The organism is Roseateles noduli (assembly GCF_050626985.1).
Classification (GTDB): domain Bacteria; phylum Pseudomonadota; class Gammaproteobacteria; order Burkholderiales; family Burkholderiaceae_C; genus Roseateles; species Roseateles noduli_A.
In genome coordinates, this window is sequence record NZ_CP192463.1 from 19,668 (window position 1) to 40,424 (window position 20,757).

At 68.8% G+C, this 20,757-nt stretch carries 17 protein-coding genes and 1 tRNA gene; 12 read left to right on the plus strand and 6 right to left on the minus strand.

What is annotated here, in order from left to right; translation table 11 throughout:
* Positions 1-48 precede the first annotated feature (48 nt).
* Both ACQ4L4_RS00065 and ACQ4L4_RS00070 read left to right on the plus strand, forming a co-directional pair.
* Positions 49-354, plus strand: coding sequence for a hypothetical protein (locus ACQ4L4_RS00065; protein WP_431102209.1), 306 nt, complete (start codon positions 49-51; stop codon positions 352-354).
* Between the two features lie 203 nt (positions 355-557).
* Positions 558-3,152, plus strand: coding sequence for a chemotaxis protein CheW (locus tag ACQ4L4_RS00070; protein ID WP_431102210.1), 2,595 nt, complete (start codon positions 558-560; stop codon positions 3,150-3,152).
* 36 nt (positions 3,153-3,188) lie between these two features.
* Here the strand turns inward: ACQ4L4_RS00070 and ACQ4L4_RS00075 are convergent, their stop codons facing one another.
* A complete protein-coding gene (locus ACQ4L4_RS00075) occupies positions 3,189-3,794 on the minus strand; it encodes a GNAT family N-acetyltransferase (RefSeq protein WP_431102211.1) in 606 nt (201 codons plus the stop codon).
* 356 nt (positions 3,795-4,150) lie between these two features.
* Between ACQ4L4_RS00075 and ACQ4L4_RS00080 the strand changes: the two genes are divergently transcribed.
* Complete coding sequence (locus ACQ4L4_RS00080) at positions 4,151-4,639, plus strand: SET domain-containing protein (protein WP_431102212.1); 489 nt, start codon at positions 4,151-4,153, stop codon at positions 4,637-4,639.
* A 158-nt stretch (positions 4,640-4,797) separates the two neighbouring features.
* Here ACQ4L4_RS00080 and ACQ4L4_RS00085 read toward each other — a convergent pair whose 3' ends face one another.
* Entirely contained in the window at positions 4,798-5,550 is a 753-nt protein-coding gene (locus ACQ4L4_RS00085; RefSeq protein ID WP_431102213.1) for a UPF0149 family protein, read from the minus strand.
* A 123-nt stretch (positions 5,551-5,673) separates the two neighbouring features.
* Positions 5,674-8,307 carry an alanine--tRNA ligase gene (gene alaS, locus ACQ4L4_RS00090; RefSeq protein ID WP_431102214.1) on the minus strand — a complete coding sequence of 878 codons (2,634 nt, stop codon included), beginning with the start codon at positions 8,305-8,307 and terminating at the stop codon, positions 5,674-5,676.
* Positions 8,308-8,690: 383 nt separating this feature from the next.
* On the opposite strand from alaS, the gene ACQ4L4_RS00095 reads away from it, so the two are divergent.
* A complete protein-coding gene (locus ACQ4L4_RS00095; RefSeq protein WP_431104838.1) occupies positions 8,691-10,169 on the plus strand; it encodes an NAD-dependent succinate-semialdehyde dehydrogenase in 1,479 nt (492 codons plus the stop codon).
* Between the two features lie 51 nt (positions 10,170-10,220).
* Here the strand turns inward: ACQ4L4_RS00095 and ACQ4L4_RS00100 are convergent, their stop codons facing one another.
* The gene (locus tag ACQ4L4_RS00100; RefSeq protein WP_431102215.1) at positions 10,221-11,117 is read right to left on the minus strand and encodes a LysR substrate-binding domain-containing protein; all 897 of its coding nucleotides are present in this window, start codon (positions 11,115-11,117) and stop codon (positions 10,221-10,223) included.
* An 85-nt stretch (positions 11,118-11,202) separates the two neighbouring features.
* Positions 11,203-12,774: a DUF1810 family protein gene (locus tag ACQ4L4_RS00105; protein ID WP_431102216.1), complete on the minus strand. Its 1,572-nt coding sequence runs from the start codon at positions 12,772-12,774 to the stop codon at positions 11,203-11,205.
* 205 nt (positions 12,775-12,979) lie between these two features.
* On the opposite strand from ACQ4L4_RS00105, the gene ACQ4L4_RS00110 reads away from it, so the two are divergent.
* The 8 genes from ACQ4L4_RS00110 (at position 12,980) to ACQ4L4_RS00145 (ending at position 19,645) form a co-directional block, all read left to right on the plus strand.
* On the plus strand, positions 12,980-14,188 hold the full coding sequence (locus tag ACQ4L4_RS00110) for an MFS transporter (protein ID WP_431102218.1): 1,209 nt from the start codon (positions 12,980-12,982) through the stop codon (positions 14,186-14,188).
* A 45-nt stretch (positions 14,189-14,233) separates the two neighbouring features.
* Positions 14,234-15,076 (plus strand): 2,5-didehydrogluconate reductase DkgB, encoded by an 843-nt coding sequence (gene dkgB, locus ACQ4L4_RS00115; protein ID WP_431102219.1) that lies wholly within the window; start codon positions 14,234-14,236, stop codon positions 15,074-15,076.
* Positions 15,077-15,157: 81 nt separating this feature from the next.
* Positions 15,158-15,733, plus strand: a complete 576-nt coding sequence (locus ACQ4L4_RS00120) for a TetR/AcrR family transcriptional regulator (RefSeq protein WP_431102220.1) — start codon at positions 15,158-15,160, stop codon at positions 15,731-15,733.
* A gap of 70 nt (positions 15,734-15,803) precedes the next feature.
* Entirely contained in the window at positions 15,804-16,544 is a 741-nt protein-coding gene (locus ACQ4L4_RS00125) for an SDR family oxidoreductase (protein WP_431102221.1), read from the plus strand.
* Between the two features lie 107 nt (positions 16,545-16,651).
* Positions 16,652-17,197 (plus strand): hypothetical protein, encoded by a 546-nt coding sequence (locus ACQ4L4_RS00130; RefSeq protein WP_431102222.1) that lies wholly within the window; start codon positions 16,652-16,654, stop codon positions 17,195-17,197.
* A 56-nt stretch (positions 17,198-17,253) separates the two neighbouring features.
* Positions 17,254-17,328, plus strand: a tRNA-Gly gene (locus ACQ4L4_RS00135).
* Between the two features lie 166 nt (positions 17,329-17,494).
* Positions 17,495-18,697 (plus strand): MFS transporter, encoded by a 1,203-nt coding sequence (locus ACQ4L4_RS00140; RefSeq protein ID WP_431102223.1) that lies wholly within the window; start codon positions 17,495-17,497, stop codon positions 18,695-18,697.
* A gap of 30 nt (positions 18,698-18,727) precedes the next feature.
* Entirely contained in the window at positions 18,728-19,645 is a 918-nt protein-coding gene (locus ACQ4L4_RS00145; protein ID WP_431102224.1) for an aspartyl/asparaginyl beta-hydroxylase domain-containing protein, read from the plus strand.
* A gap of 66 nt (positions 19,646-19,711) precedes the next feature.
* On the opposite strand, the gene ACQ4L4_RS00150 is transcribed toward ACQ4L4_RS00145, so the two are convergent.
* Positions 19,712-20,533, minus strand: a complete 822-nt coding sequence (locus ACQ4L4_RS00150) for a dioxygenase family protein (protein WP_431102225.1) — start codon at positions 20,531-20,533, stop codon at positions 19,712-19,714.
* Positions 20,534-20,757 lie beyond the last annotated feature (224 nt).

Consider the following 20,757-nt stretch of genomic DNA (forward strand, 5'->3'; position numbering starts at 1 on the left):
CGATACTCCTCTCATCGTCGCTAAGATGCAGATTCGCGCGGGGAGACCATGCAAAGCCGACAACAACAAGCGCTGACCGCCTACCGGCCCCTTTGGAGGGTGCTGGGCGTCGCCGTGCTCGGCGCCGCGCTGTGGGTGCCGGCCGCGCCCGCCCAGGCCAGCGAGGTCGTCAAGCTGGCCCGGCTGCTGATCACGGGCAAGCGCCAGCCGAGCCGCCCGCCCGCGCCGCAACCTGCGGCGCCGGAACGCGGCACCGATGCCACCAGCCAGCCCCAGAGCCGTGCATCCGACGGCGAAGTCCACGCCCAGACGCAGCGCCGTACCTCCGAGGGTGCCGCGGTCTCGATGGACTGACGCACCAGGCTGTCGCATCGCCCGGGGGTTTTCTCCCCAACTCGCGGCATCGCCGCACCAGCGCGGTACTGCATCGCTGATCGTCGTGCGATCAACGAAGTTACTCTCGGAAACCGTGCGTTTCTCCCCCTGACAACGTCGTCAACGCGCGCCACACTGCCGCGCGTCGCCTCACGAGGGCGTGGTCGTTGGGAGGAAATGAGATGACGCAGGGATCCAACAAGGTCTATCGGAAAGGCCTGCCGTTCAGCGCCGAAGTGGCGCCGTTGCTGACCGCCATGCCGCTGCTGGAGGAGTACCGGGAGCCGCTGCTGCGCTTGCAGGGCGCCTGGGACAGCCTGGCGCTGCTGGGCCAGATGAGCGGCGCGGCCACCGACATGGCCGACACCCGCACCGCGTTCGAGGCGCTGACCGGACGGCTGCTGGACAGCCTGGCCCGCCGGCAACTGCGACATGCGGTCGGGCATTTGCAAGGGCGTTCGCAGGTCGCGATCGACATCCTGGTGCGCAACCTCTTCGAACGGACCGCCGATGTCGGTTTCCTCGCCAGCGACGGCCCGTTGCGCGCGCTGCTCCAGGCGGATGCGGCCGGAGATATCGATGCCGCCGAGGTCGAGGCGCTGCGTCGCCGCTTTGCCGCCTACGTCGCCAAGTACTCCGTCTACGACCAGGTCGCGCTGCTGGCCGCCGACGGGCGTCGTCTGGCGGCCTTGGATGAATCGAGTTGCGCGCCCGTCGTCGATGACGCACGGCTGCAGGGTGCCTTCGAGCCCGGCCGCGCCTTCGTCGAAGTGCACGGCCCGACCGGGCTGCTCGGTGGCCGCAGCGGCCTGATCTACGCAGCGGCGGTGAGCGGCCACGACGGCGCGCGCGGTCTGCTGTGCCTGTCCTTCAAGCTGGAGGACGAGATGCTCGGCCTCTTCCGCGCGCTGTGCTCGGGCGTGCCACGCTCGGTGCTGGTGCTCAAGGACGCGCAAGGGCGCGTGCTGCTGACGTCGGACCCCTGGCAGATCCCGCTCGGCGCGCCGCTGGCCGATGCCGGCGAAGCGCAAGGCTGGCGACTCGATTTCGCCGGTCGGGACTACCTGGCCTGCGACAGCACGGCCAGCGGTTATGAAGGCTACTTCGGACCCGGTTGGCGGGCGCAGATGCTGCAGCCGCTGCAGCACGCCTTCGCGGATGCGCCCGCCGAGCGCCAGGCCGGCCGCGCGCGCGACCTCGACACGCGCGAGCTGTTCGACGAGGAACTGCGCAGCATCCCCATCGAAGCGCGCCGCATCCAGCGCGAGCTGTCGCGCTCGCTGTGGAACGGCAAGCTCAAGAGCCGCGCCCATGCGCAGCCCGGTGCTCGCGCCGGCGAGGGCGCCGTGGCTGGCCAGGCTGGCGGGAACGCCTTCGCCGTGACCCTGCTCAACGAGGTCGAACGCACGGGAGACCAACTGCGCCAGGTGTTCGAACGCGCGATCGCGCAGCTCGAGGACGGCGCGCTGGACGCCGTCTTCGATGGGGCCGGCTTCCAGGCGGAACTGGCGATCTCCATCGTCAACCGCAACCTCTATGAACGCGCCAACGACTGCCGCTGGTGGGCGCTCGACGCGCGACTGCAACGTGCGCTCGCCGACGGCGATGCCGCATCGGCCGGAGCGGTGCTCGCGAGCATCCACGCGCTCTACACCGTCTACTCGTTGCTGCTCGTCTTCGACAACGCCGGGTGCGTGGTCGCCGTGTCGGATCCGACCCAGGCGCATCACGTCGGGCGTTCCCTGCAAGGGGACTGGGTATCCGGCGCGCTCGGCTTGCGCGATGCCGGCCAGTATGTGGTGTCGTCGCATGCGCCTTCCGGCCTCTACGGCGACGACGGCCATGCGCCTTGTCTCGTCTACGCGGCCGGAGTGCCGCATCCGGATGGTGCGGCCATGGTCGGTGGCATCGCGATCGTGTTCGACGGCGCGCCGCAGTTCCGCGCGATGCTGCGTGCGGCCCTGCCTGACCAGGCCGGTGCGGCGGCGCTGCTGGTGACGCGCGCGGGCGAGGTCGTGGCGAGCAGCGATGCGCGCTGGTCGCCGGGCGATCGACTGCCGATGGCGCTGCCTGCGCTCTCCACGTTGCCGTCGGATCAGCATGTGACCGGCGAGCTGGAGCTCGATGGCTGTGTCCATGCCTATGGTCTGGCGATGTCGGGCGGCTACCGGGAGTACCGGCGCCTCACGCCGCCCGACGCGACCGATCTCGCCGCGCTGGTGATGCTGCCGCTGGGCGGACGTCTGGCGGCCGGCGAGTCGGCCGGCGCAGGCGCGATGCCCGTGGCGTTCCAGCCGATGCCGCCAGCGGGCGCGAAGACGCTGGACGTGGCGAGCTTCCTCGTCGACCACCAGTGGCTGGGACTCCCCGCGATGCAGGTGGTCGCGGCGCTGGAGCGCCAGCGCATCACCGCCTGGCCCACGGCCCCCGTGGCCGTGCGCGGCATGCTGAGCTTCGAGGGCCGCATGTTGCCTGTGCTGGACCTCGGTCAGTTGCTGTTCCACCGTCCCTGCGGCGACGAAGCCGCGCTGATGGTCTGCCAGACCGGCGCCGGACAACGCCTGGTGCTGGCGGTCCAGCAACTGGGGCAGGTCTTCGTGGCAGGCGCCGAGCAACTGCAACCCAGCCCGACGCGACCGGGCTGGGCCGCGCAGGCGCAGGTGCACCTGCTCAAGGGCCACGGGCCGCAGATGCTCACCTTGCTGGACGGTGACGACCTGTGGCGCCTGGTCAACGGCGTGGTCGAGGCGCAGGCGCCCGCGCTGGCTGCCGATTGACCGCCACGGACGGGCTGGGCCCGTCGCGCTCCCGGCTCAGGCCGCGGTCCGCTCGATCACGGGCGGCCGCGGATGCAGCCGCGCCATCGTGAACGCGTCGACGTAGCGACCGTCGCGCAACGCGTAGCCCCGCAGGCGGCCCTCGTGCTCGAAGCCGAAACGCTCATAGAGCCTGATCGCGCGTGCGTTGTCGGCGAACACGGTGAGCTCGATCCGCAGCACGCCGAGCCAGTCGTCCGCCTGCCGTATGAGGGCGTCCATCAGGGCGGCGCCGACACCGCGCCCCTGCGCGTCCGGATGCACGCCGATGCCCAGCATCATGGCGTGCCGGCGCCGCGCCTGCGGTCCGACCGAATGCAGTCCGGCGGACCCCAGCAATCGTTCGCCGTCGAATGCGAGCAGCTGCAACTCGCCGCTGTTGGTGTCGGGCACTTTCGAGAAGCGCTCGTGCCAGAGCAGCTCGGAGGTGTAAGGCACCTGCAGCAGCGACGGTTGCACACCCGGGTGCCCTACCAGCTCGGCGTGCGCGCGTGCGTCCTCGGGACGAGGGCGGCGCAGCGTGAGGCCCTCGGCGATGCGCACGGCGCGATAGCCGGCGTCGCGATCGTCGGTGGAACGGGTCGGATTCGTCGAGGTCTGCATCGGAGTTCTCCTGGTGGGATGGAAGGACCGAGGGGGGCGGAAATGAACAAGGCCCGCGGGTTGCGCGGGCCTTGTCAGGGGGATCCGGTGGATCGCTTCAGGACCGTGGGGTCCGGGATCCTGGGGGCGTCTGCCGCGTTCGACGCCGTCCCTGGCCGCGTGCGCACAGGTGCGCCTGCAGCGGATGCAGGCAGCACATCTGGACGAGGCGGGTGGTGCGGAGCGCGAAGGACATGCGAACCAGTATCTTGGCGACGCGCCGGACGCGTCAAGCGCGCTCTCCGTGAGACCAGTGGCAAGGGCGCGACAATGCGCGTTTCCCCTTTTCGTCGCGGCCGGCGCCGCGCGTCGCCTTCATGCCTCGACTGAGTTCCGTCGCTGCCGCTCCTGCCCCCGCCTCCGCCGCCGACACGGCCTCGCGCCCGAAGGGCGAGCCGCAACCGGCTGAGCGCTTCGCGCTGGCCGTGGACAAGAGTCCGATCGACGGGCTCGGGGTCTTCGCCGCCGAGTCGATTCCCGCGCGCCGCAAGATCGGCGAGATGCGCGGCGAGATCGTCCCGGTGCGCGAGGCCCGGCGGCGCATCGAGGGCCGGCGCCGGATCCACGTGGTCGAGGTGACCGACAAGACCGCGATCGATGCGACGAAGTCCGATTGCGCGCTGCGCCACGTGAATCACAGCTGCGCGCCGAATGCCGTGTTGCGCATCCGGCAGGGCCGGGCCGAGTTCTACGCGATCCGCGACATCGCCCCGGGCGAGGAGATCTGCGCCGACTACGGCGAGAGCCATCACGAAGGCCGGTTGCGTTGCCGCTGCGGTGCGCCGAACTGCAAGGGCCGGCTTTGAGGCGAACCCCGTTGAGCGCCCCGTTGAGCGCCACGTTGAGCGCCGCGTTGAGCGCCGCCTTGTCGCCGGCGCCATGAAAAACGCCGGCGCGAGGCCGGCGTTTGTGCGTGGCGGCCCGAGTCCGCCTTCGATGCGTGGGGTCCGCCTGATCCGCGCGATCAGTGCGTCGTGTCCGGATCCGAGGTCAGTCCGGAGATCGCTTCCTTCATCACGCGTTGCTGCATCCAGAACAGGCGCAGGTCCTGCACGGTGAACAGCATGTCGTCGATCAGGGCGTTCTGGTCGATGCCTTCCGGCTCCTCGTAGGCCCGCTGGACGTACTCGGCGCGCGGCGTGGTGTCCTCGGCCAGCGTCACGGCCTCGATCGCTTCCAGCATCGCCTGCAGGTCGTCGGCGCCGTCACCGGCGGGCAGCGACCATGCGTTCGTGTCCTCGACCGCCTGCAGGAAGCCTTGCGCCCACATCGCGCCGGGCGCGGGCATGCGCTCCAGCAGTTCCGCGGTGATCGTGCCTTGCGCGACCAGCTCGGCCTTGGTCTCCTCGTCGAACTCGGAGATCAGCGGCGTCAGGTGCATCTGCTCAGGCGCTTCCAGCAGGGGCTGGGGTTCCAGGCTGTCGCCGATCTCGTTCCAGCGCACGTGCAAGGCTTCCATGAACGCGTCGGTCAGGTCCTGCTCGTCGAGACCGGCGGGCCAGTCCTCGCCGAACAGCGCGTCCATCGCCTGGATGGGCGCGGCGTCGGACGGTCCGACCCGCAAGGCGGTCAGGTAGCCGTCCATCGTGTCCAGCGTGATCGCCGGCGCATCCGGATCGGCCTGTCCGGCCAGCACGGCCAGCAGCTCGCCTAGGCGCTGCGCGTTCTCGACGTCGATCGAGTCGCCGAAGTCGTCGTCCATCGGGGTGTCAGTCATGGTTGCTCCAGTGGCTTGAAACGACAAGGGCCCGACCGGGGCCCTTGAAGAGGTTGTTCGTCGAAACTCCGGGGTGGGCGGTTCGATCGTCGCCCGTGTCCCGGAGTCTGTTCGAGGGGGGAGTCAGACGCGTTCGCCGACCCAGGCCTGCACGCTCGCCAGCGCGGCGGGCAGGGCCTTGGCGTCGGTGCCGCCGGCCATCGCCAGGTCCGGCTTGCCGCCGCCCTTGCCGCCGACCTGCTGCGCGACGAAGTTGACCAGCTCGCCGGCCTTGACCTTGGCCGTCGCGTCGGCGGTGACGCCCGCGGCCAGCTGGACCTTGTCGCCGTCGACGGCGGCCAGCACGATCGCGGCGGTCTTGAGCTTGTCCTTGAGCTTGTCCATCGTCTCGCGCAGCGTCTTGGCGTCGGCGCCGACCAGCGTCGCCGCCAGCACCTTCAGTCCCTTGACGTCGACGGCCTGCGACAGCAGCTCGTCGCCCTGCGCGGACGCCAACTTGCTCTTGGCGGCGGCCAGTTCCTTCTCCAGCGCGCGGAGCTGCTCCAGCACCGCGTGGACACGCGGCTCCAGTTCGGCGGGCGCCGCCTTCAGCGTGCCGGCGACGGCCTGCACCGTCGTCTCCAGCGACTGCAGGTAGTGCAGCGCGTTGTCGCCGGTGACGGCCTCGACGCGACGGATGCCAGCTGCGACACCGCTCTCGGCGACGATCTTGAACAGGCCGATGTCACCGGTGCGGCGCACGTGCGTGCCGCCGCAGAGTTCCTTCGACGAGCCGATGCTCAGCACGCGCACGGTCTCGCCGTACTTCTCGCCGAACAGCATCATCGCGCCGCTCTTCTGCGCATCGTCCAGCGCCATGACGGCGGCCTGCGTGTCGGCGTTGGCCAGGATCTCGGCGTTGACGATGGCTTCGACCTTGCGGATCTCGTCCGCGGTCATCGGCGCGGTGTGGGCGAAGTCGAAGCGGGTGCGCTCGGCGTTGACCAGCGAACCCTTCTGCTGGACGTGCGCGCCCAGCACTTCGCGCAGCGCCTTGTGCATCAGGTGGGTCGCGCTGTGGTTGCGGACCGTCTTCGCGCGGCGTTCGGCGTCGATCTTGGCGGCGAAGGTGTCGCCGACCTTGACCGAACCTTCGACGACCTGCGCGTGGTGGCCGAACACGTCGGCCTGGATCTTCAACGTGTCGTCGACGACCAGGCGGGTCGTGGCGTTGCGCAGCTCGCCGGCGTCGCCGACCTGCCCGCCGCTTTCCGCGTAGAAGGGCGTGTGGTCGAGCACGACCACGACGTCGTCGCCGGCGTCGGCGCTCTGCACCGCGCTGCCGTCGACGTACAGCGCGACGACCCGGGCGTCTTCACGCGCGAGGTGGTCGTAGCCGTGGAAGGTGGTCGCGGCGCCGGTGTACGCCAGGCCCTGCGCCATCTTGAACTTGCCGGCCTGACGGCCCCGGTCCTTCTGTTCTTCCAGCAGGCGGTTGAAGCCGGCCTCGTCGACGGTCACGCCGCGTTCGCGGCAGACGTCGGCGGTCAGGTCCACCGGGAAGCCGTAGGTGTCATGCAGCTTGAAGGCGGTGTCGCCGTCGATCTGCGTCGCGCCGCCGGCCAGGGCCGATTCCAGCAGTTCCATGCCGGTGGCGATGGTCTTGAAGAAGCGTTCCTCTTCCTGCTTCAGCACCTCGGTGACGCGGGCTTCATCACGGCGCAGCTCGGGATAGGCCTCGCCCATCTCCTTGGCCAGCGCGGCCACGAGCTTGTGGAAGAACGGCGCGCGCGCGCCCAGCTTATAGCCGTGGCGGATCGCGCGGCGGGCGATGCGGCGCAGCACGTAGCCGCGGCCGGCATTGCCCGGGATGACGCCGTCGACGACGGTGAAGGAGCAGGCGCGGATGTGGTCGGCGATGACCTTCAGCGACGGGGATTCCTTGTCGCAGTCGCCGGTGCCAGGCGTTGCGGCGTCGACGCTCTGCTTGGCCGCGGCCAGCAGGTTCACGAACAGGTCGATCTCGTAGTTCGAGTGCACGTGCTGCAGCACGGCCGCCAGGCGTTCCAGGCCCATGCCGGTGTCGACGCTGGGCTTGGGCAGCTTGTGCATCACGCCGTCTTCAGTCCGGTTGAACTGCATGAAGACGTTGTTCCAGATCTCGATGTAGCGGTCGCCGTCTTCGTTGGCCGAGCCCGGAGGGCCGCCCGCCACGTCCGGGCCGTGGTCGTAGAAGATCTCGGTGCAGGGGCCGCAGGGACCCGTGTCGCCCATCATCCAGAAGTTGTCGGACATGTAGCGGCCGCCCTTGTTGTCGCCGATGCGCACGATGCGCTCGGCGGGCACGCCGACCTGCTTGTTCCAGATCTCGTAGGCCTCGTCGTCCTCGGAATACACCGTCACCCACAGCTTCTCGGCCGGCAGCTTGAAGTGCTCGGTCAGCAGTTCCCAGGCGTAGCCGATGGCGTCCTTCTTGAAGTAATCGCCGAAGCTGAAGTTGCCCAGCATCTCGAAGAAGGTGTGGTGACGCGCGGTGTAGCCGACGTTGTCCAGGTCGTTGTGCTTGCCGCCGGCGCGGATGCACTTCTGCGCCGTGGTGGCGCGCGAGTAGGCGCGCTTGTCGAAGCCCAGGAACACGTCCTTGAACTGGTTCATCCCCGCGTTGGTGAACAGCAGCGTCGGGTCGTCGCCGGGCACGACCGGGCTGGACGCGACGATCTGGTGGCCCTTGGACTCGAAGAACTTCAGGAAGGTGTGGCGGATCTCTGCGGCTTTCATGCCTGTCCTTTGCTTGATGGGCCTGGCGGGTCGGGTGTGGCGCAGACGACGCTGCGATGTGAATCCAGTTGTGTCTTCGCGGCTGCGCGGCCTGCCGGTTCCGATCCGGGCGCATGTCCGCCCGGGATCGACGCCGGGGCGGCGGGCGGCCGCCTGCAAGCGCCTGATTTCGCGAAGCTTTCGATTATAGGAGCGGGCCCTCCCGGCCCTCGCCGCAGTGTTGTGATGCGGAGTCAACCGGCGCCGGAGGAGCGGCTTCACCGGCCGGGAAGCCGTACACGGGCGCACAGGAGGTGACGCGGCGTTGACATGGGGGCCCCGGTGGCGCCGCTAGGATGCCTGTCTTGCCCGGAGACGGGACGCGGAGATATGACATGGCGACGATGGACCCCAAGACCTCCCCGCTGGCGCAGCTGAAGGACCCGAGCCTGCTGAAGACCGACGCGCTGATCAACGGCGAGTGGGTGGGCGGCACGAGCCGCTTCGATGTGGAGGACCCGGCGACCGGCGCGCTGCTGACGCACGTGGCCAACCTGGGCGCGTCCGAGGCCGACGCGGCGGTGACGGCCGCGAACGCCGCCTGGCCGGCCTGGCGGGCGAAGACGGCCAAGGAGCGGGCCGCGATCCTGATGCGCTGGTACCACCTGCTGATCCAGCATGCGGACGACCTGGCGCGCATCCTGACGGCGGAGCAGGGCAAGCCGCTGGCCGAGGCGCGCGGCGAGATCGTCTACGGCGCGAGCTTCGTCGAATGGTTCGCGGAGGAATCCAAGCGCGTGCGCGGCGAGATCGTGCCGACGACCGACGCGACCAAGCGCTACATGGTCATCAAGCAGCCGGTGGGTGTGTGCGCGGCCATCACGCCGTGGAATTTCCCGCTGGCGATGATCACCCGCAAGGTGGCGCCGGCGCTGGCGGCCGGATGCCCGGTCGTGATCAAGCCGGCGGAGCAGACCCCGCTGACCGCGCTGGCCGCGGCGGAGCTGGCGCAGCGCGCCGGCATGCCGGCCGGCGTGTTGAACGTGATCACCGGCGACGGGGAGCACTCCATCGCCATCGGCAAGGTGCTGTGCGAGAGCGACGTGGTGCGGCACCTGTCGTTCACCGGCTCGACCGAGGTCGGCCGGATCCTGATGGCGCAATGCGCGCCGACGATCAAGAAGCTGTCGCTGGAGTTGGGCGGCAACGCGCCGTTCCTGGTCTTCGACGACGCCGACATCGACAGCGCCGTCGAGGGCGCGATCGCCAGCAAGTACCGCAACGCGGGCCAGACCTGCGTGTGCGCGAACCGGCTCTACGTGCAGGCGGGCGTGTACGACGCGTTCGTGGCGAAGCTGGCGGAGAAGGTCGGCGGGCTGAAGGTCGGCAACGGCTTCGAGCCCGGCGTGACGCAGGGGCCGCTGATCGAGGACGCGGCGATCGAGAAGGTCGAGCGCCACGTCGCCGACGCGGTGGAGAAGGGCGCGAAGGTGCTGGTCGGCGGCGCGCGGCTGCACGACCGCTTCTTCCAGCCGACGGTGCTGTCTGACGCGACGGCCGACATGCTGTGCGCGCGCGAGGAGACCTTCGGTCCGGTGGCGCCGGTGTTCCGCTTCGGCACGGAGGCCGAGGGCGTCGCCTTGGCCAACGCCACCGAGTTCGGCCTGGCGAGCTACTTCTACGCCCGCGACATCGGCCGCATCACGCGCGTGTCCGAAGGCCTGGAGTACGGCATGGTCGGCATCAACACGGGCCTGATCTCGACGGCGGAGGTGCCGTTCGGCGGCGTCAAGCAGTCGGGCCTGGGCCGCGAGGGCGGGCACCAGGGCATCGATGAATACGTCGAGACGAAGTACCTGTGCATGGGCGACGTGAACAAGTGAAGGTCGCATGACGCGGTCCGGCGCGCATCGACGCGGGCACGACAGGGTAGGTCAGGCAGTGAGGTTCGCCATCTGGGCTGCGAGGTCGTCGAGGAAGCAGCTGATGCGCGAGGCCAGCGCGGTGTTGCGGTAATAGACCGCGTGCACCGGTTGGCGCGTGTCGACCGTGTGCGTCGCGAGGACCTGCACCAGCGTGCCGTCGGCGCGGTCCCGCGCGGTCATGAAATCGGACAGCGACACGAGGCCCTGGCCGGCGAGCGCCAACTGACGCAGCGTCTCGCCCGAGGACGCGCTCACCGCGGCCTTGATCGGATAGCCCTCGCCGCCGGACCAGCGCAGGGGCCAGGTGTTGAGGCTTTCCGGCGCGGTGAAACCGAGCAGCGAATGGTTCGCGAGCGATTCGACCTGGGTCGGACGTCCGCGCGCGGCGAGGTAGGCGGGACTCGCGAGCACCCGCAGCCGGAAGCTGCCGAGCGGTCGCGCATGCAGCGAAGAGTCGGCGAGCGTGCCGATGCGCAGCGCGACGTCGGTGCGCTGCTCCAGCAGGTCGATGATCTGGTCGCTGCTGTTGAGTTCGAGGTCGATCTGCGGATAGCGCTCGCGAAAGCCGCCGATCAACGGCACCAGCACATGGAGCATGAACGGCGAGGCCGCATTCACGCGCAGCCGCCCTGCGGGCTGATCGCGGCGCAGCGCCAGTTGTTCCTCGGCGTCCTCGACCGCGGCCAGCACGTTGCGGGCGCGGGCGAGGAAGAACTGGCCCTCCTCGGTGAGTTCCAGACGTCTCGTGGACCGCCGCATCAGCGTCGTGCCCAGTTTCTGCTCGAGGCGGCTCAGCGAGCGGCTGACAGCGGAGACCGTCTGCCCCAACTGCTCCGCCGCCGCGCTGATCGATCCCGCATCGACGATGGCGGCGAGGACGGCGAGTTCATCGAGGGAGCTTTTCATCGACGGCGTGAGGGCGCGGGGAGGGCCGGATGATAGAGCCGGCCCCGCGTCACGCGCTCGCAAGGCGAGTGGCGCAGCGCCTGCGTCAGCGTGACATTGACTGATTCAAGCAGGCGTCCCTCGTCCGCTGGCAGAGGTGGTGGCCGAAGTAGCGCGCCAGGACGTCGTCGATCTTCGTGATCAAGGTGTCGTCGTCAGCGGCAAACCGGAAGAGGGTCAGCGAGGATTGGAGCTTCTGCACGTCAATCGGATTCACCAGAATCGACAAGGCGTCGCGGCCCTTGTTCCTGTCATCCATCAACGCATCGAGGCAGCGCTCGTAGTTCCGTCTCAAGAGGGGCTCAGCCAGGTAGAGACGGGCATCGTCCATCGACCTGAGCGCGTAGGTCCTGGCCTCCTTGCTTTTGCCCAGGCCTTCGAGCTGAGGAAACGCGTACCACATGCAGTGCGTCTGCTTGCGGCCTGCCCGCAACTCGTTGACGAAGTTGTCGATCGTCCGACCATGGGTCTTCAGGAAGCGTTCCGGGTTGAAAGGAACGGTCTGCCCAAGCGTGGCGTGCGAGCTTGCCGCCTTGGAAGTGCCGACATGAGCCGCCGGGAGTCGCTGCGCGTTGACGCGTTGGTTCCGATCAGGCTGCGCGTGTGGACGTGCCGTCGTGGCGTCGGCGACGGATGGCGAGGCCTTGGGCGCTCGGCGGTCCTCCGCGCCGAAGAATCGTTCAAGAATCTCCTTTGACTTGTCGAACAAGTCCGTCAGATCCACGCTCCTGTTGATGAATCTCATCGACGCCTCGACCTGCGTGGCACCGGCTTTGCCAAAGATGTCCTGCGCGGTGACGCCCGCCCTGTTGGCGAGCAGCGCATCCATGGCCAAGTTCAAGTTGCGGCGGAGTTCGGGACGGTACGCGTAGGTCCACATCTCATCCTCGCAGGTCATGCCTGCTCGATCCATCCGTTGCGTTTCGCCGGCGCGACGCATCCGCGGAAAGATGTAAGGCAAGGATTGAAGCTCCATCGAGCCTCTGCTGAGGTTTTGGACGATCCGGTCAAACCGCTTTGGATCGCGATCGAAGAATCGCTCGAGGTTGTACGGGTCCACGCTCGTCTGGCGGTAGTGCCAGTCTTGCCATCCGCGCAGGACCTTCATGGTCGGCTCATGGTTTGAGCCGAAGTGGTCCTTCAGAAAGCGTTCGATCTTCTTGTCGCCGGTCGCCTGGAACATGAGCGTCAGGCACGCCGCGAGCTTCGGGGCACGCTGCTTTCCGAGGTAGATGTCGGCGTTCATGCAGTACTGAGTCCTGAGGGCATGGTCAATCGTGTCGAGCCGCTCCATCATCTTCTTGCCAAGGACGGGGTGCTTGAAGAACGCTTCAGCCTCCGCCAATGAATTGATGCCGTAGTCATTGCAGAGCGCTGAGTTCCCGAGGCCTTTGACCTGGGGAAAGACGTACCACATCCAGTCGTGTTGCACCTGGCCTGAGTTGATGTCGACGTCGATCAGGTCACGCCCGCTGTCCCTCTGCTTCTGCGCATCGAGGAAGCGTTGCAGCTTGTAGGGGTCTGGTCCGTACGAATGGCTCTGTCCAGTGGTCGGGTGCTGAATCTGAGCGGATGAAGAGGGGATGCTCCGGAATGAAGCTGGAAATGAAAGGGGCATGGCGGGCGCTCTTGCAGGAAGGAAGCTTCGCAGTGATGCGCCCGTGAAATTGGTTCGCCAGTTGAAGGGTGCGCCGCATCGGTTGGCTCACTGGAACTTGCCTTTTAATCAACAATGTTTTGAAGATTGACGGCTTTTTCTGCAAGTTGGAAAAGGGAACACTGGCGACCGTTCCCTCACTTTCCACGCTTTGCAGGAGCCCCTCATGCCGATCGCCTTGTGGGCGCTGACCGTCAGCGCCTTTGCCATCGGGACCACGGAATTCGTCATCGTGGGCCTGATCCCGACCATGGCCGCCGACCTCGGCGTCAGCCTGCCGTCCGCGGGCCTGCTGGTCTCGCTGTACGCGCTGGGCGTCGCCGTCGGCGCCCCCGTCCTCACCGCGCTCTCCGGCCGCTGGCCGCGCAAGCGGCTGCTGCTCGCGCTGATGCTGCTGTTCACCGCGGGCAACCTGCTCGCATGGCTCGCGCCGGGCTATGGCGCGCTCGTCGTCGCCCGCGTGCTGACCGGCCTGGCGCACGGGGTGTTCTTCTCGATCGGCTCGACCATCGCCACCAGCCTCGTCCCCCGCGAAAAGGCGGCCAGCGCCATCGCGACGATGTTCTCGGGGCTCACCGTCGCGCTGGTCACCGGCGTGCCGCTGGGCACCTTCGTCGGCCAGCACTTCGGCTGGCGCGCAACCTTCCTCGCCGTCGCGGCGCTCGGCCTCATCGCCTTCGTCGCCAGCCTGGCCTTCGTGCCGCGCAAGCTCGCCCAGCCCGCGCCGGCCAGCCTGCTTCACCAGCTCGAGCCGCTGCGTCAGCCGCGCCTGCTGCTCGTCTACGCGATGACGGCGGTCGGCTACGGCGGTTCGTTCATCGCCTTCACCTACCTCGCCCCGATCCTCCAGCAGGTCAGCGGCATCTCCGCCAACGGCGTCAGCCTCGTGCTGCTCGTGTACGGCCTCTCGGTCGCGGTCGGCAATGTCTGGGGCGGCAAGCTCGCGGACAAGCGCGGCCCGATCGGCGCGCTCAAGCTGATCTTCCTGGGGCTGGCCGCCGTGCTGTTCGTGCTGAGCCTCACCGCGCAGTCACCGGTCTTCGCCGTGCTGACCGTGCTCGCCTGGGGCGCCTTCGCCTTCGGCAACGTGCCCGGGCTGCAGCTCTACGTCGTCCAGCAGGCCGAAGCGCATGCGCCACAGGCCGTCGACGTCGCCTCGGGCCTGAACATCGCCGCGTTCAACCTCGGCATCGCCGGCGGCGCCTGGGGCGGCGGTCTGATCGTCGAGCATCTGGGCCTGTTGCACACGCCCTGGATCGGCGCGATCGTCGTGCTCGGCGCCTTCGCGCTCACCGTGCTGGCAGGTCGCCTCGACCGCCGCTTCCCGCTGCCGGCGCGTGCCGCCGGCGCCGCGCCGATCGCCGTCGGCCATTGATCGCGCACGCTCGCTGCGCCTGTCCCGCATCTTCCGGAGTTCCTCATGAGCACACCCACCTCCCACCCCACCTCCTATCCCGTCGCCATCCCCATGCCGCCGCTGGGCCTCGGCACCTTCCGCCTGAAGGGCCAGATCGTCATCGATGCGGTCAAGAGCGGCCTGTCGCTCGGCTACCGCCACATCGACACCGCGCAGATCTACGGCAACGAAGCCGAGGTCGGCCAGGCGATCGCCGAGAGCGGCGTGCCGCGCGCCGAGCTGTTCGTCACGACCAAGATCTGGACCGAGCAACTGGCCGGCGACCGCCTGATTCCCAGCCTGCGTGAGAGCCTCGCGAAGCTGCGCATGGCGGCTGTCGACCTCACGCTGATCCACTGGCCGTCGCCCGGCGGCGCGGTGCCGCTGAAGGACACGCTCGACGCGCTGATCGAAGCGAAGCGCCTCGGCCTGACGCGGGCGATCGGCCTGTCCAATTTCACCGTCGCGCAGATGCGTGAAGCGATCGATCTCGTCGGCGTCCACGAGCTGGCGACCAACCAGGTCGAGATCCACCCCTTCCTGCAGAACCACCAGGTCGTCGATCATGCAAAGGCGGCGGGCTTGCACCTGACCGCCTACATGCCGCTGGCCTACGGCAAGGTCATGACCGAGCCGGTGCTGCTCGACATCGCCGCGCGGCATGGCACGACGCCGGCGCAGGTGTCGCTGGCCTGGCTGCTGCAACGGGGATTCGCGGTGATCCCGTCGTCGACGAAGCCCGCCAACCAGGCCGCCAATCTGGAAGCGCTGCGCTTGCGCCTGAGCGATGACGACATGGCCCGCATCGCCACGCTCGATCGCGGCGAACGGCTGGCCAATCCGGACTTCGCGCCCGCCTGGGACTGAGGTCGGTTCGATCCTGGCGCCGGTCCGAGGTGAAAGCCTCATTTATGGAACGGTCATTCCAGAACGGCTACAGTCCGCCCCATGGCCAGACCGAAGCAGTTCGATCCCGACGAGGCGCTGGACGCCGCGGTGGCGGTGTTCCGCGAGCACGGCTACGCGGGCAGTTCCGCGGAGATGCTCACTGCCTCGATGGGCATCGGCAAGCAGAGCCTGTACAGCACCTACGGCGGCAAGTGGCCGCTGTACTGCGCGGCGTTGCAGCGTTACGCGCAGAGCGAGACCAGCCGGCACATCGAGGCGCTCAAGAGCGGCAAGACCGCGCTGGACGGCATCGAGCGATTGCTCAAGCGCGTCGTGAACGAGGCGCACCTCCCGTGCCTGGGCGTGGGCTCGGTGCAGGAGTTCGGCATGGACAGCGAGGGCAGTGCGGCGCTGGTCGAGATCCGCGCGGCGGGCGGCCGGGCGATGCAGGCGGCGCTGCTGGAACGCATCCGGGATGCGCAGGCCAAGGGGGAGCTGTCCGCGGTGGTCGAAGCGAAACACGCGGTGGCCTTCGTCTTCGCGCAGATCGCCGCCTTGCGTCTGGCTGCGCGCGGGGGCGCGACGGACACCGAATTGCGCGCGTTGGCGCGACTGTCGCTGCAGGCTCTGAAGTGAGCCTGCTTTTTTTTGACCGATTGTGGAACGATCGTTCCAGAAAAGAGTGGAAGCCGTGAAGGACGAAAACATGAACCCGGAGCCGCAGGGCACTCGACGTGTCGCGCTGGTCTTCGGCGGTTCGCGCGGCATCGGCGCGGGCATCGTGGAGCGGCTCGCGAAGGACGGTTTCGACGTCGCGCTGACCTATGTGTCGCGGCCGGACGCGGCGCAAGCGGCGCTCGGCGTGGTGGAGGCCGCCGGCGGGCGAGGCCTGGCGATCCAGGCCGACAGCGCCGACCCGGTCGCGATCCGCGCGGCGGTGGCGGAGGCGGCCGAGCGGCTGGGACGGCTGGACGCGGTCGTCGTCAACGCGGGCGTGCTGCGGCACGGGACGATCGACGTCGTGTCGCTCGAAGACCTCGACCTGTCTCTGAGCGTCAACGTACGCGGCGTCTTCCTCGCGATCCAGGCCGCGGTGGCGCAGATGCGCGATGGTGGGCGCGTGATCACCATCGGCAGCAACACGGCGGTCCGCACCGGTTCGCCGGGCAGCAGCGTGTACGCGATGACCAAGGCCGCGGTGGCGTCGATGGTCCAGAACCTGGCACTGGATCTCGCGCCGCGGGGCATCACGATCAACAACGTGCAGCCGGGGCCGATCGCCACTGACATGACCGCGCCGTTCGCGGATTACCTCCAGGACAAGTTGAAGCTGGGCCGGATGGGCCAGCCCCGAGAGATCGGGGCCCTGGTGTCCTACCTGGCCGGCCCCGAGTCGGGCTACATGACCGGCGCCAGCCTCACGATCGACGGCGGGTGGGTCCTGTAAGCGGATGTTCGCGGGCGTGAAATCGGTCACGTTTCCAGGTCGGCCAGACATGAAGGCGTTCACCCGGAGCGCATACAACCCGGGGGCCTGTGCTTTCCGACCTTCCCATGTTCCGCCTCCGATTCCGACCGAAACCACCTGCGGCCAATGAAGCGCCAGTCGCCGCCGAAGGCATCGCCCCCGCTGCCGCCGACGTCGACGCCGTCGATGTGATTGCGGCTGCGGCTGAGGCCGACGCTGGCGCAGCGCCCGAAGATGTCGACGGCGACGGCGACGGCGACGGCGACGAGCGCCGCAGCACCCCGCGCCGCGATGTGCCGCTCGGGCCCGCGGTGCGCGTCGAGTTCGTGCTGCTGGGCCGCGCCCGCAGCCTGAGCGTGGACGATGTGTCGCTGGGCGGTCTTGGGCTGCGCGGCACGGTCGAGGAGGGACGCGGCCTGTTCCTCGGGCAGAAGGTCTCGCAGGCGAGGGTGATGGTCGGCGATCAGCTCGTGCTGGTGACCGATCTCGAGGTGCGTATCCGGCGCAGCTTCCGGTCGTTCCTGGCCGGCGAACAGGTCCACATCGGCTGCCGCTTCGTGGGCCTGAACCCGCTGGCCGAAGCAGAACTCCAGCGCCTGCTGTCTCAACTGATCGGTCAGCGCACCCGCTGAGCGGTGGCCTGGGGCCGCTAGACCGCCGCTCGCTTGGGCCATAATGCGCCTCCTCCGCGGGCGTCGTATAACGGCTATTACCTTGGCTTCCCAAGCCAATGACGAGGGTTCGACTCCCTTCGCCCGCTCCAGAGACACGCCTCCGACGAGTGCCTACGGCGCCGCTCCAGGCAGGCGGTCCCAGCCCCTTCCCCAGGGCGCTCTCCAGTCCCCGCCACCGGTGGGGCGACCCGATCCGTGTTGCAATGCTGAACGTTTCCTGAACGCTCCCTGAGCGTTTCCTTTCAGCCGTCCGACATGTCCGCCGCCTCTCCGATCGCTTCTCCCCAGCTCTCCGACGACCCGACGCCGGTCGCGCACACGGGCTGGGCCCTGCTCGCGCTGGCGATCGGCGGTTTCGCGATCGGCACGACCGAATTCGCGGCGATGAGCCTGGTCCCGTTCTTCGCGCCCGATCTCGGCATCGATGTCCCGACGGCGGGCCACGTGATCAGCGCCTACGCGCTGGGCGTGGTGGTCGGCGCACCGCTGCTGGCGGTGCTCGGCGCCAAGGTGCCGCGACGCACGCTGCTGATCGCGCTGATGCTGGCCTTCGCCGTCGGCAATGGCCTGAGCGCGCTCGCCCCCGGGTATCACGCGATGCTGCTATTCCGCTTCCTCAGCGGCCTGCCGCATGGCGCCTACTTCGGCGTCGGCGCGCTGGTCGCCGCCTCGCTGGTCGCGCCGGCGCGCCGCGCGCAGGCAATCAGTCTCATGATGCTGGGACTCACCGTGGCGACCATCGTCGGCGTGCCGCTGGCCAACGCGCTGGGGCAATGGGCCGGATGGCGCTGGGGCTTCGGCGTCGTGACGCTGCTGGCGTTGCTGACCGCCGCGCTGGTCGCGTTGCACGCGCCGCGCGATCGCGTCCAGCCGGGCGCGAGTGCCATGCGCGAGCTCGGCGCGCTCGGCCGTCGCCAGGTCTGGCTGACGCTCGGGATCGCGACGATCGGCTTCGGCGGCATGTTCGCCGTCTATACCTACCTCGGCTCCACGCTGCTGGAGGTCACCCGCACCGGCCCCGGCATGCTGCCGGTGGTGCTGAGCGTGTTCGGCATGGGCATGACCGCGGGCACGCTGGTCTCCGCCTGGGCCGCCGACCGCGCGCTGATGCCCACCATCGGGGGGCTGCTGCTGTGGAGCGCGGCCTCGCTGGCGCTGTACCCGTTCGCGGCCGGCAGCCTGTGGACGCTGCTGCCGGTGGTGTTCCTGATCGGTTGCGGCGGCGGTCTCGGTGCCGTGCTGCAGACCCGGCTGATGGACGTCGCCGGCGAGGCGCAGACGCTGGCCGCGGCGCTGAACCACTCGGCCTTCAACGCGGCGAACGCGCTCGGCCCCTGGCTGGGCGGCCTGGCGATCGCCGCCGGCCACGGCTGGACGTCCACTGGATGGGTGGGGGTCGCCCTGGCGTTCGGGGGCTTGATGTTCTGGGCCGTGTCGCTCGCGTTCGATCGTCGATAATCGCGGGCTTCTCTTGCTGGAGTCCCGCACATGGCCGACTGGCTGCCGCCCACGCGTTACTGGGTGCTGGCGATCTTCATCGCCTCGGCGCTGTATGCCCACTTCCGCGGGCGTGTCCGCTTCAAGCTGGCCCGCGCGCTGACCGACTTCACCGTGCTGATCTCGCCGATCAACGCGGTCATGTACCTGTTCTCCCGCGCGCCGGCCACGCCCTACCTGAAGACCTCGGAGTTCCCCGAGCTCAGCCTGCTGCGCGACAACTGGCAGGTGATCCGCGAGGAAGCCCTGAAGCTCAACGACGAGGGCTACATCAAGGCCGCGTCCGGCTACAACGACATCGGCTTCAACTCGTTCTTCCGCACCGGCTGGAAGCGCTTCTACCTGAAGTGGTACGACCGGGACATGGCCTCGGCGAACGCGCTGTGCCCGAAAACGGTCGAGCTGCTCAAGCAGATCCCCGGCGTGAAGGCGGCGATGTTCGCGTCGCTGCCGCCGGGCGCGAAGCTGGTGCGCCACCGCGACCCGTACGCGGGCTCGTTGCGTTACCACCTCGGCCTGACGACGCCCAACGATCCGGGCTGCTACATCGACGTCGACGGCGAGAAGTACCACTGGAAGGACGGCGAGGACGTGATGTTCGACGAGACCTTCATCCATTACGCCGAGAACACCACGACGCATCAGCGCGTGATCCTGTTCTGCGACGTGGAGCGCCCGGTCCACTTCGCGCCGATCCGTTGGCTGAATCGCGCGTTCGGCAAGCTGGTGATGACGTCCGCCGCGACGCAGAACCTGGAGAGCGAGCCCATCGGCGGCCTCAACAAGTTCTTCTATCACGCCTACAAGGTGCGCCTGTTCTTCAAGGCGTTCAAGGCGAAGTCCCGCACCGGCTACTACGTCGTCAAGTGGGCGCTGATCCTCGGCATCCTGGCGGCGATCTTCCTCTGACGTCTTCGGCGCTTCGGACGCCCCCGATCCCTCGGGGGCGCTGAGGCTTCAAGAGCTGCCGACCGTTCAACCGACCAGCGCCTGGGACAGGCGCCCGGCCTGGGGACCGAACGCGTAGGCGTCCATCCCCAGCGCGCCGAAGGTCACGCCTTCGTGGATGCGGATCGGCGCGTCGTCGCGACCGCCGGCGCCCGCGGCGACATACCAGGGCAGCAGGTGTTCATCCGTCGGATGCATCAACGCGGCGCCAGGCGCCTGCGTCCGATAGGCTGCCAGCGCGTCCCAATCCCGTGCGGCGGAGCGTTCCGCGAACCAGCTTCGGAAGGCTGCCGATTCGGCCATCTCCGGCAGACCCTCGGCCGTCGCCCGCATCAGCAGGCGCAGGTTGTGCGTGATGCTGCCGGTGCCCAGGATCAGCACCCCCTCGCGCGACAGCGCCTGCAGCCTTTCGCCCAGCTCGAACAGTTGCGCCGGCGAGGCCTGCGCCGTCAGCGTGAGCGGGATGACCGGCACGTCGGCATCGGGATAGAGGAATCGCAGCGAGGTCCAGATGCCGTGGTCCAGCCCGCCGTGGTCGAAGACGGGGAGGGCGAGCGTCTCGCCGATCCGCGCGGTCAGCGCGCGATCGCCAGGGGCGTCGTAACGCAGCTGATACAGCGCCGGCGGGAATCCGCCGAAGTCGTACACCGCTTCGTGGCGATCCGTGCCGAGCAGGACGGCCTCGCGCGCGGTCGTGTGCGCGGAGATCGCCAGCACCGCCTTCGGCCGGCCCCAGACGGCGTCCAGCGTCCGGCCGAGGCGTTGCATGAAGGCGCCCGCCTCGCCGGGCTCCAGCGCGATCATCGGCGAGCCATGGGAGACGAACAGGGGAGGGAAGTGGGTGTTCATGCAGTCCATTGAACGCCCGGGCAGGAGCCGCATCGTCAAAACCGGTTGCACGGACTGTTCAAGCCGATTGCATGGCCGCACCCCTGTGCCAGCGCGCGGGCATGCGGTTCGCTACAGTCCGCGCATGAGCGCGCACCCGTCTTCTCCGTCCGCCACCCCCGCCGGCGCACCTGCCGGCGCATCTGCCGGCACGCCGGCCGGGACCCCCTCGGCCCGGCCGGCTT

What these genes read in the sequence shown, in the direction of transcription:
- ACQ4L4_RS00065 (WP_431102209.1), top strand. Translation starts at nt 49, where the DNA reads ATGCAAAGCCGACAACAACAAGCGCTGACCGCCTACCGGCCCCTTTGG.
- ACQ4L4_RS00075 (WP_431102211.1), bottom strand. Translation starts at nt 3,794, where the DNA reads ATGCAGACCTCGACGAATCCGACCCGTTCCACCGACGATCGCGACGCC.
- ACQ4L4_RS00085 (WP_431102213.1), bottom strand. Translation starts at nt 5,550, where the DNA reads ATGACTGACACCCCGATGGACGACGACTTCGGCGACTCGATCGACGTC.
- ACQ4L4_RS00080 (WP_431102212.1), top strand. Translation starts at nt 4,151, where the DNA reads ATGCCTCGACTGAGTTCCGTCGCTGCCGCTCCTGCCCCCGCCTCCGCC.
- ACQ4L4_RS00150 (WP_431102225.1), bottom strand. Translation starts at nt 20,533, where the DNA reads ATGAACACCCACTTCCCTCCCCTGTTCGTCTCCCATGGCTCGCCGATG.
- ACQ4L4_RS00100 (WP_431102215.1), bottom strand. Translation starts at nt 11,117, where the DNA reads ATGAAAAGCTCCCTCGATGAACTCGCCGTCCTCGCCGCCATCGTCGAT.
- ACQ4L4_RS00125 (WP_431102221.1), top strand. Translation starts at nt 15,804, where the DNA reads ATGAACCCGGAGCCGCAGGGCACTCGACGTGTCGCGCTGGTCTTCGGC.
- ACQ4L4_RS00070 (WP_431102210.1), top strand. Translation starts at nt 558, where the DNA reads ATGACGCAGGGATCCAACAAGGTCTATCGGAAAGGCCTGCCGTTCAGC.
- ACQ4L4_RS00145 (WP_431102224.1), top strand. Translation starts at nt 18,728, where the DNA reads ATGGCCGACTGGCTGCCGCCCACGCGTTACTGGGTGCTGGCGATCTTC.
- alaS (WP_431102214.1), bottom strand. Translation starts at nt 8,307, where the DNA reads ATGAAAGCCGCAGAGATCCGCCACACCTTCCTGAAGTTCTTCGAGTCC.
- ACQ4L4_RS00095 (WP_431104838.1), top strand. Translation starts at nt 8,691, where the DNA reads ATGGACCCCAAGACCTCCCCGCTGGCGCAGCTGAAGGACCCGAGCCTG.
- ACQ4L4_RS00130 (WP_431102222.1), top strand. Translation starts at nt 16,652, where the DNA reads ATGTTCCGCCTCCGATTCCGACCGAAACCACCTGCGGCCAATGAAGCG.
- ACQ4L4_RS00110 (WP_431102218.1), top strand. Translation starts at nt 12,980, where the DNA reads ATGCCGATCGCCTTGTGGGCGCTGACCGTCAGCGCCTTTGCCATCGGG.
- ACQ4L4_RS00120 (WP_431102220.1), top strand. Translation starts at nt 15,158, where the DNA reads ATGGCCAGACCGAAGCAGTTCGATCCCGACGAGGCGCTGGACGCCGCG.
- dkgB (WP_431102219.1), top strand. Translation starts at nt 14,234, where the DNA reads ATGAGCACACCCACCTCCCACCCCACCTCCTATCCCGTCGCCATCCCC.
- ACQ4L4_RS00105 (WP_431102216.1), bottom strand. Translation starts at nt 12,774, where the DNA reads ATGCCCCTTTCATTTCCAGCTTCATTCCGGAGCATCCCCTCTTCATCC.
- ACQ4L4_RS00140 (WP_431102223.1), top strand. Translation starts at nt 17,495, where the DNA reads ATGTCCGCCGCCTCTCCGATCGCTTCTCCCCAGCTCTCCGACGACCCG.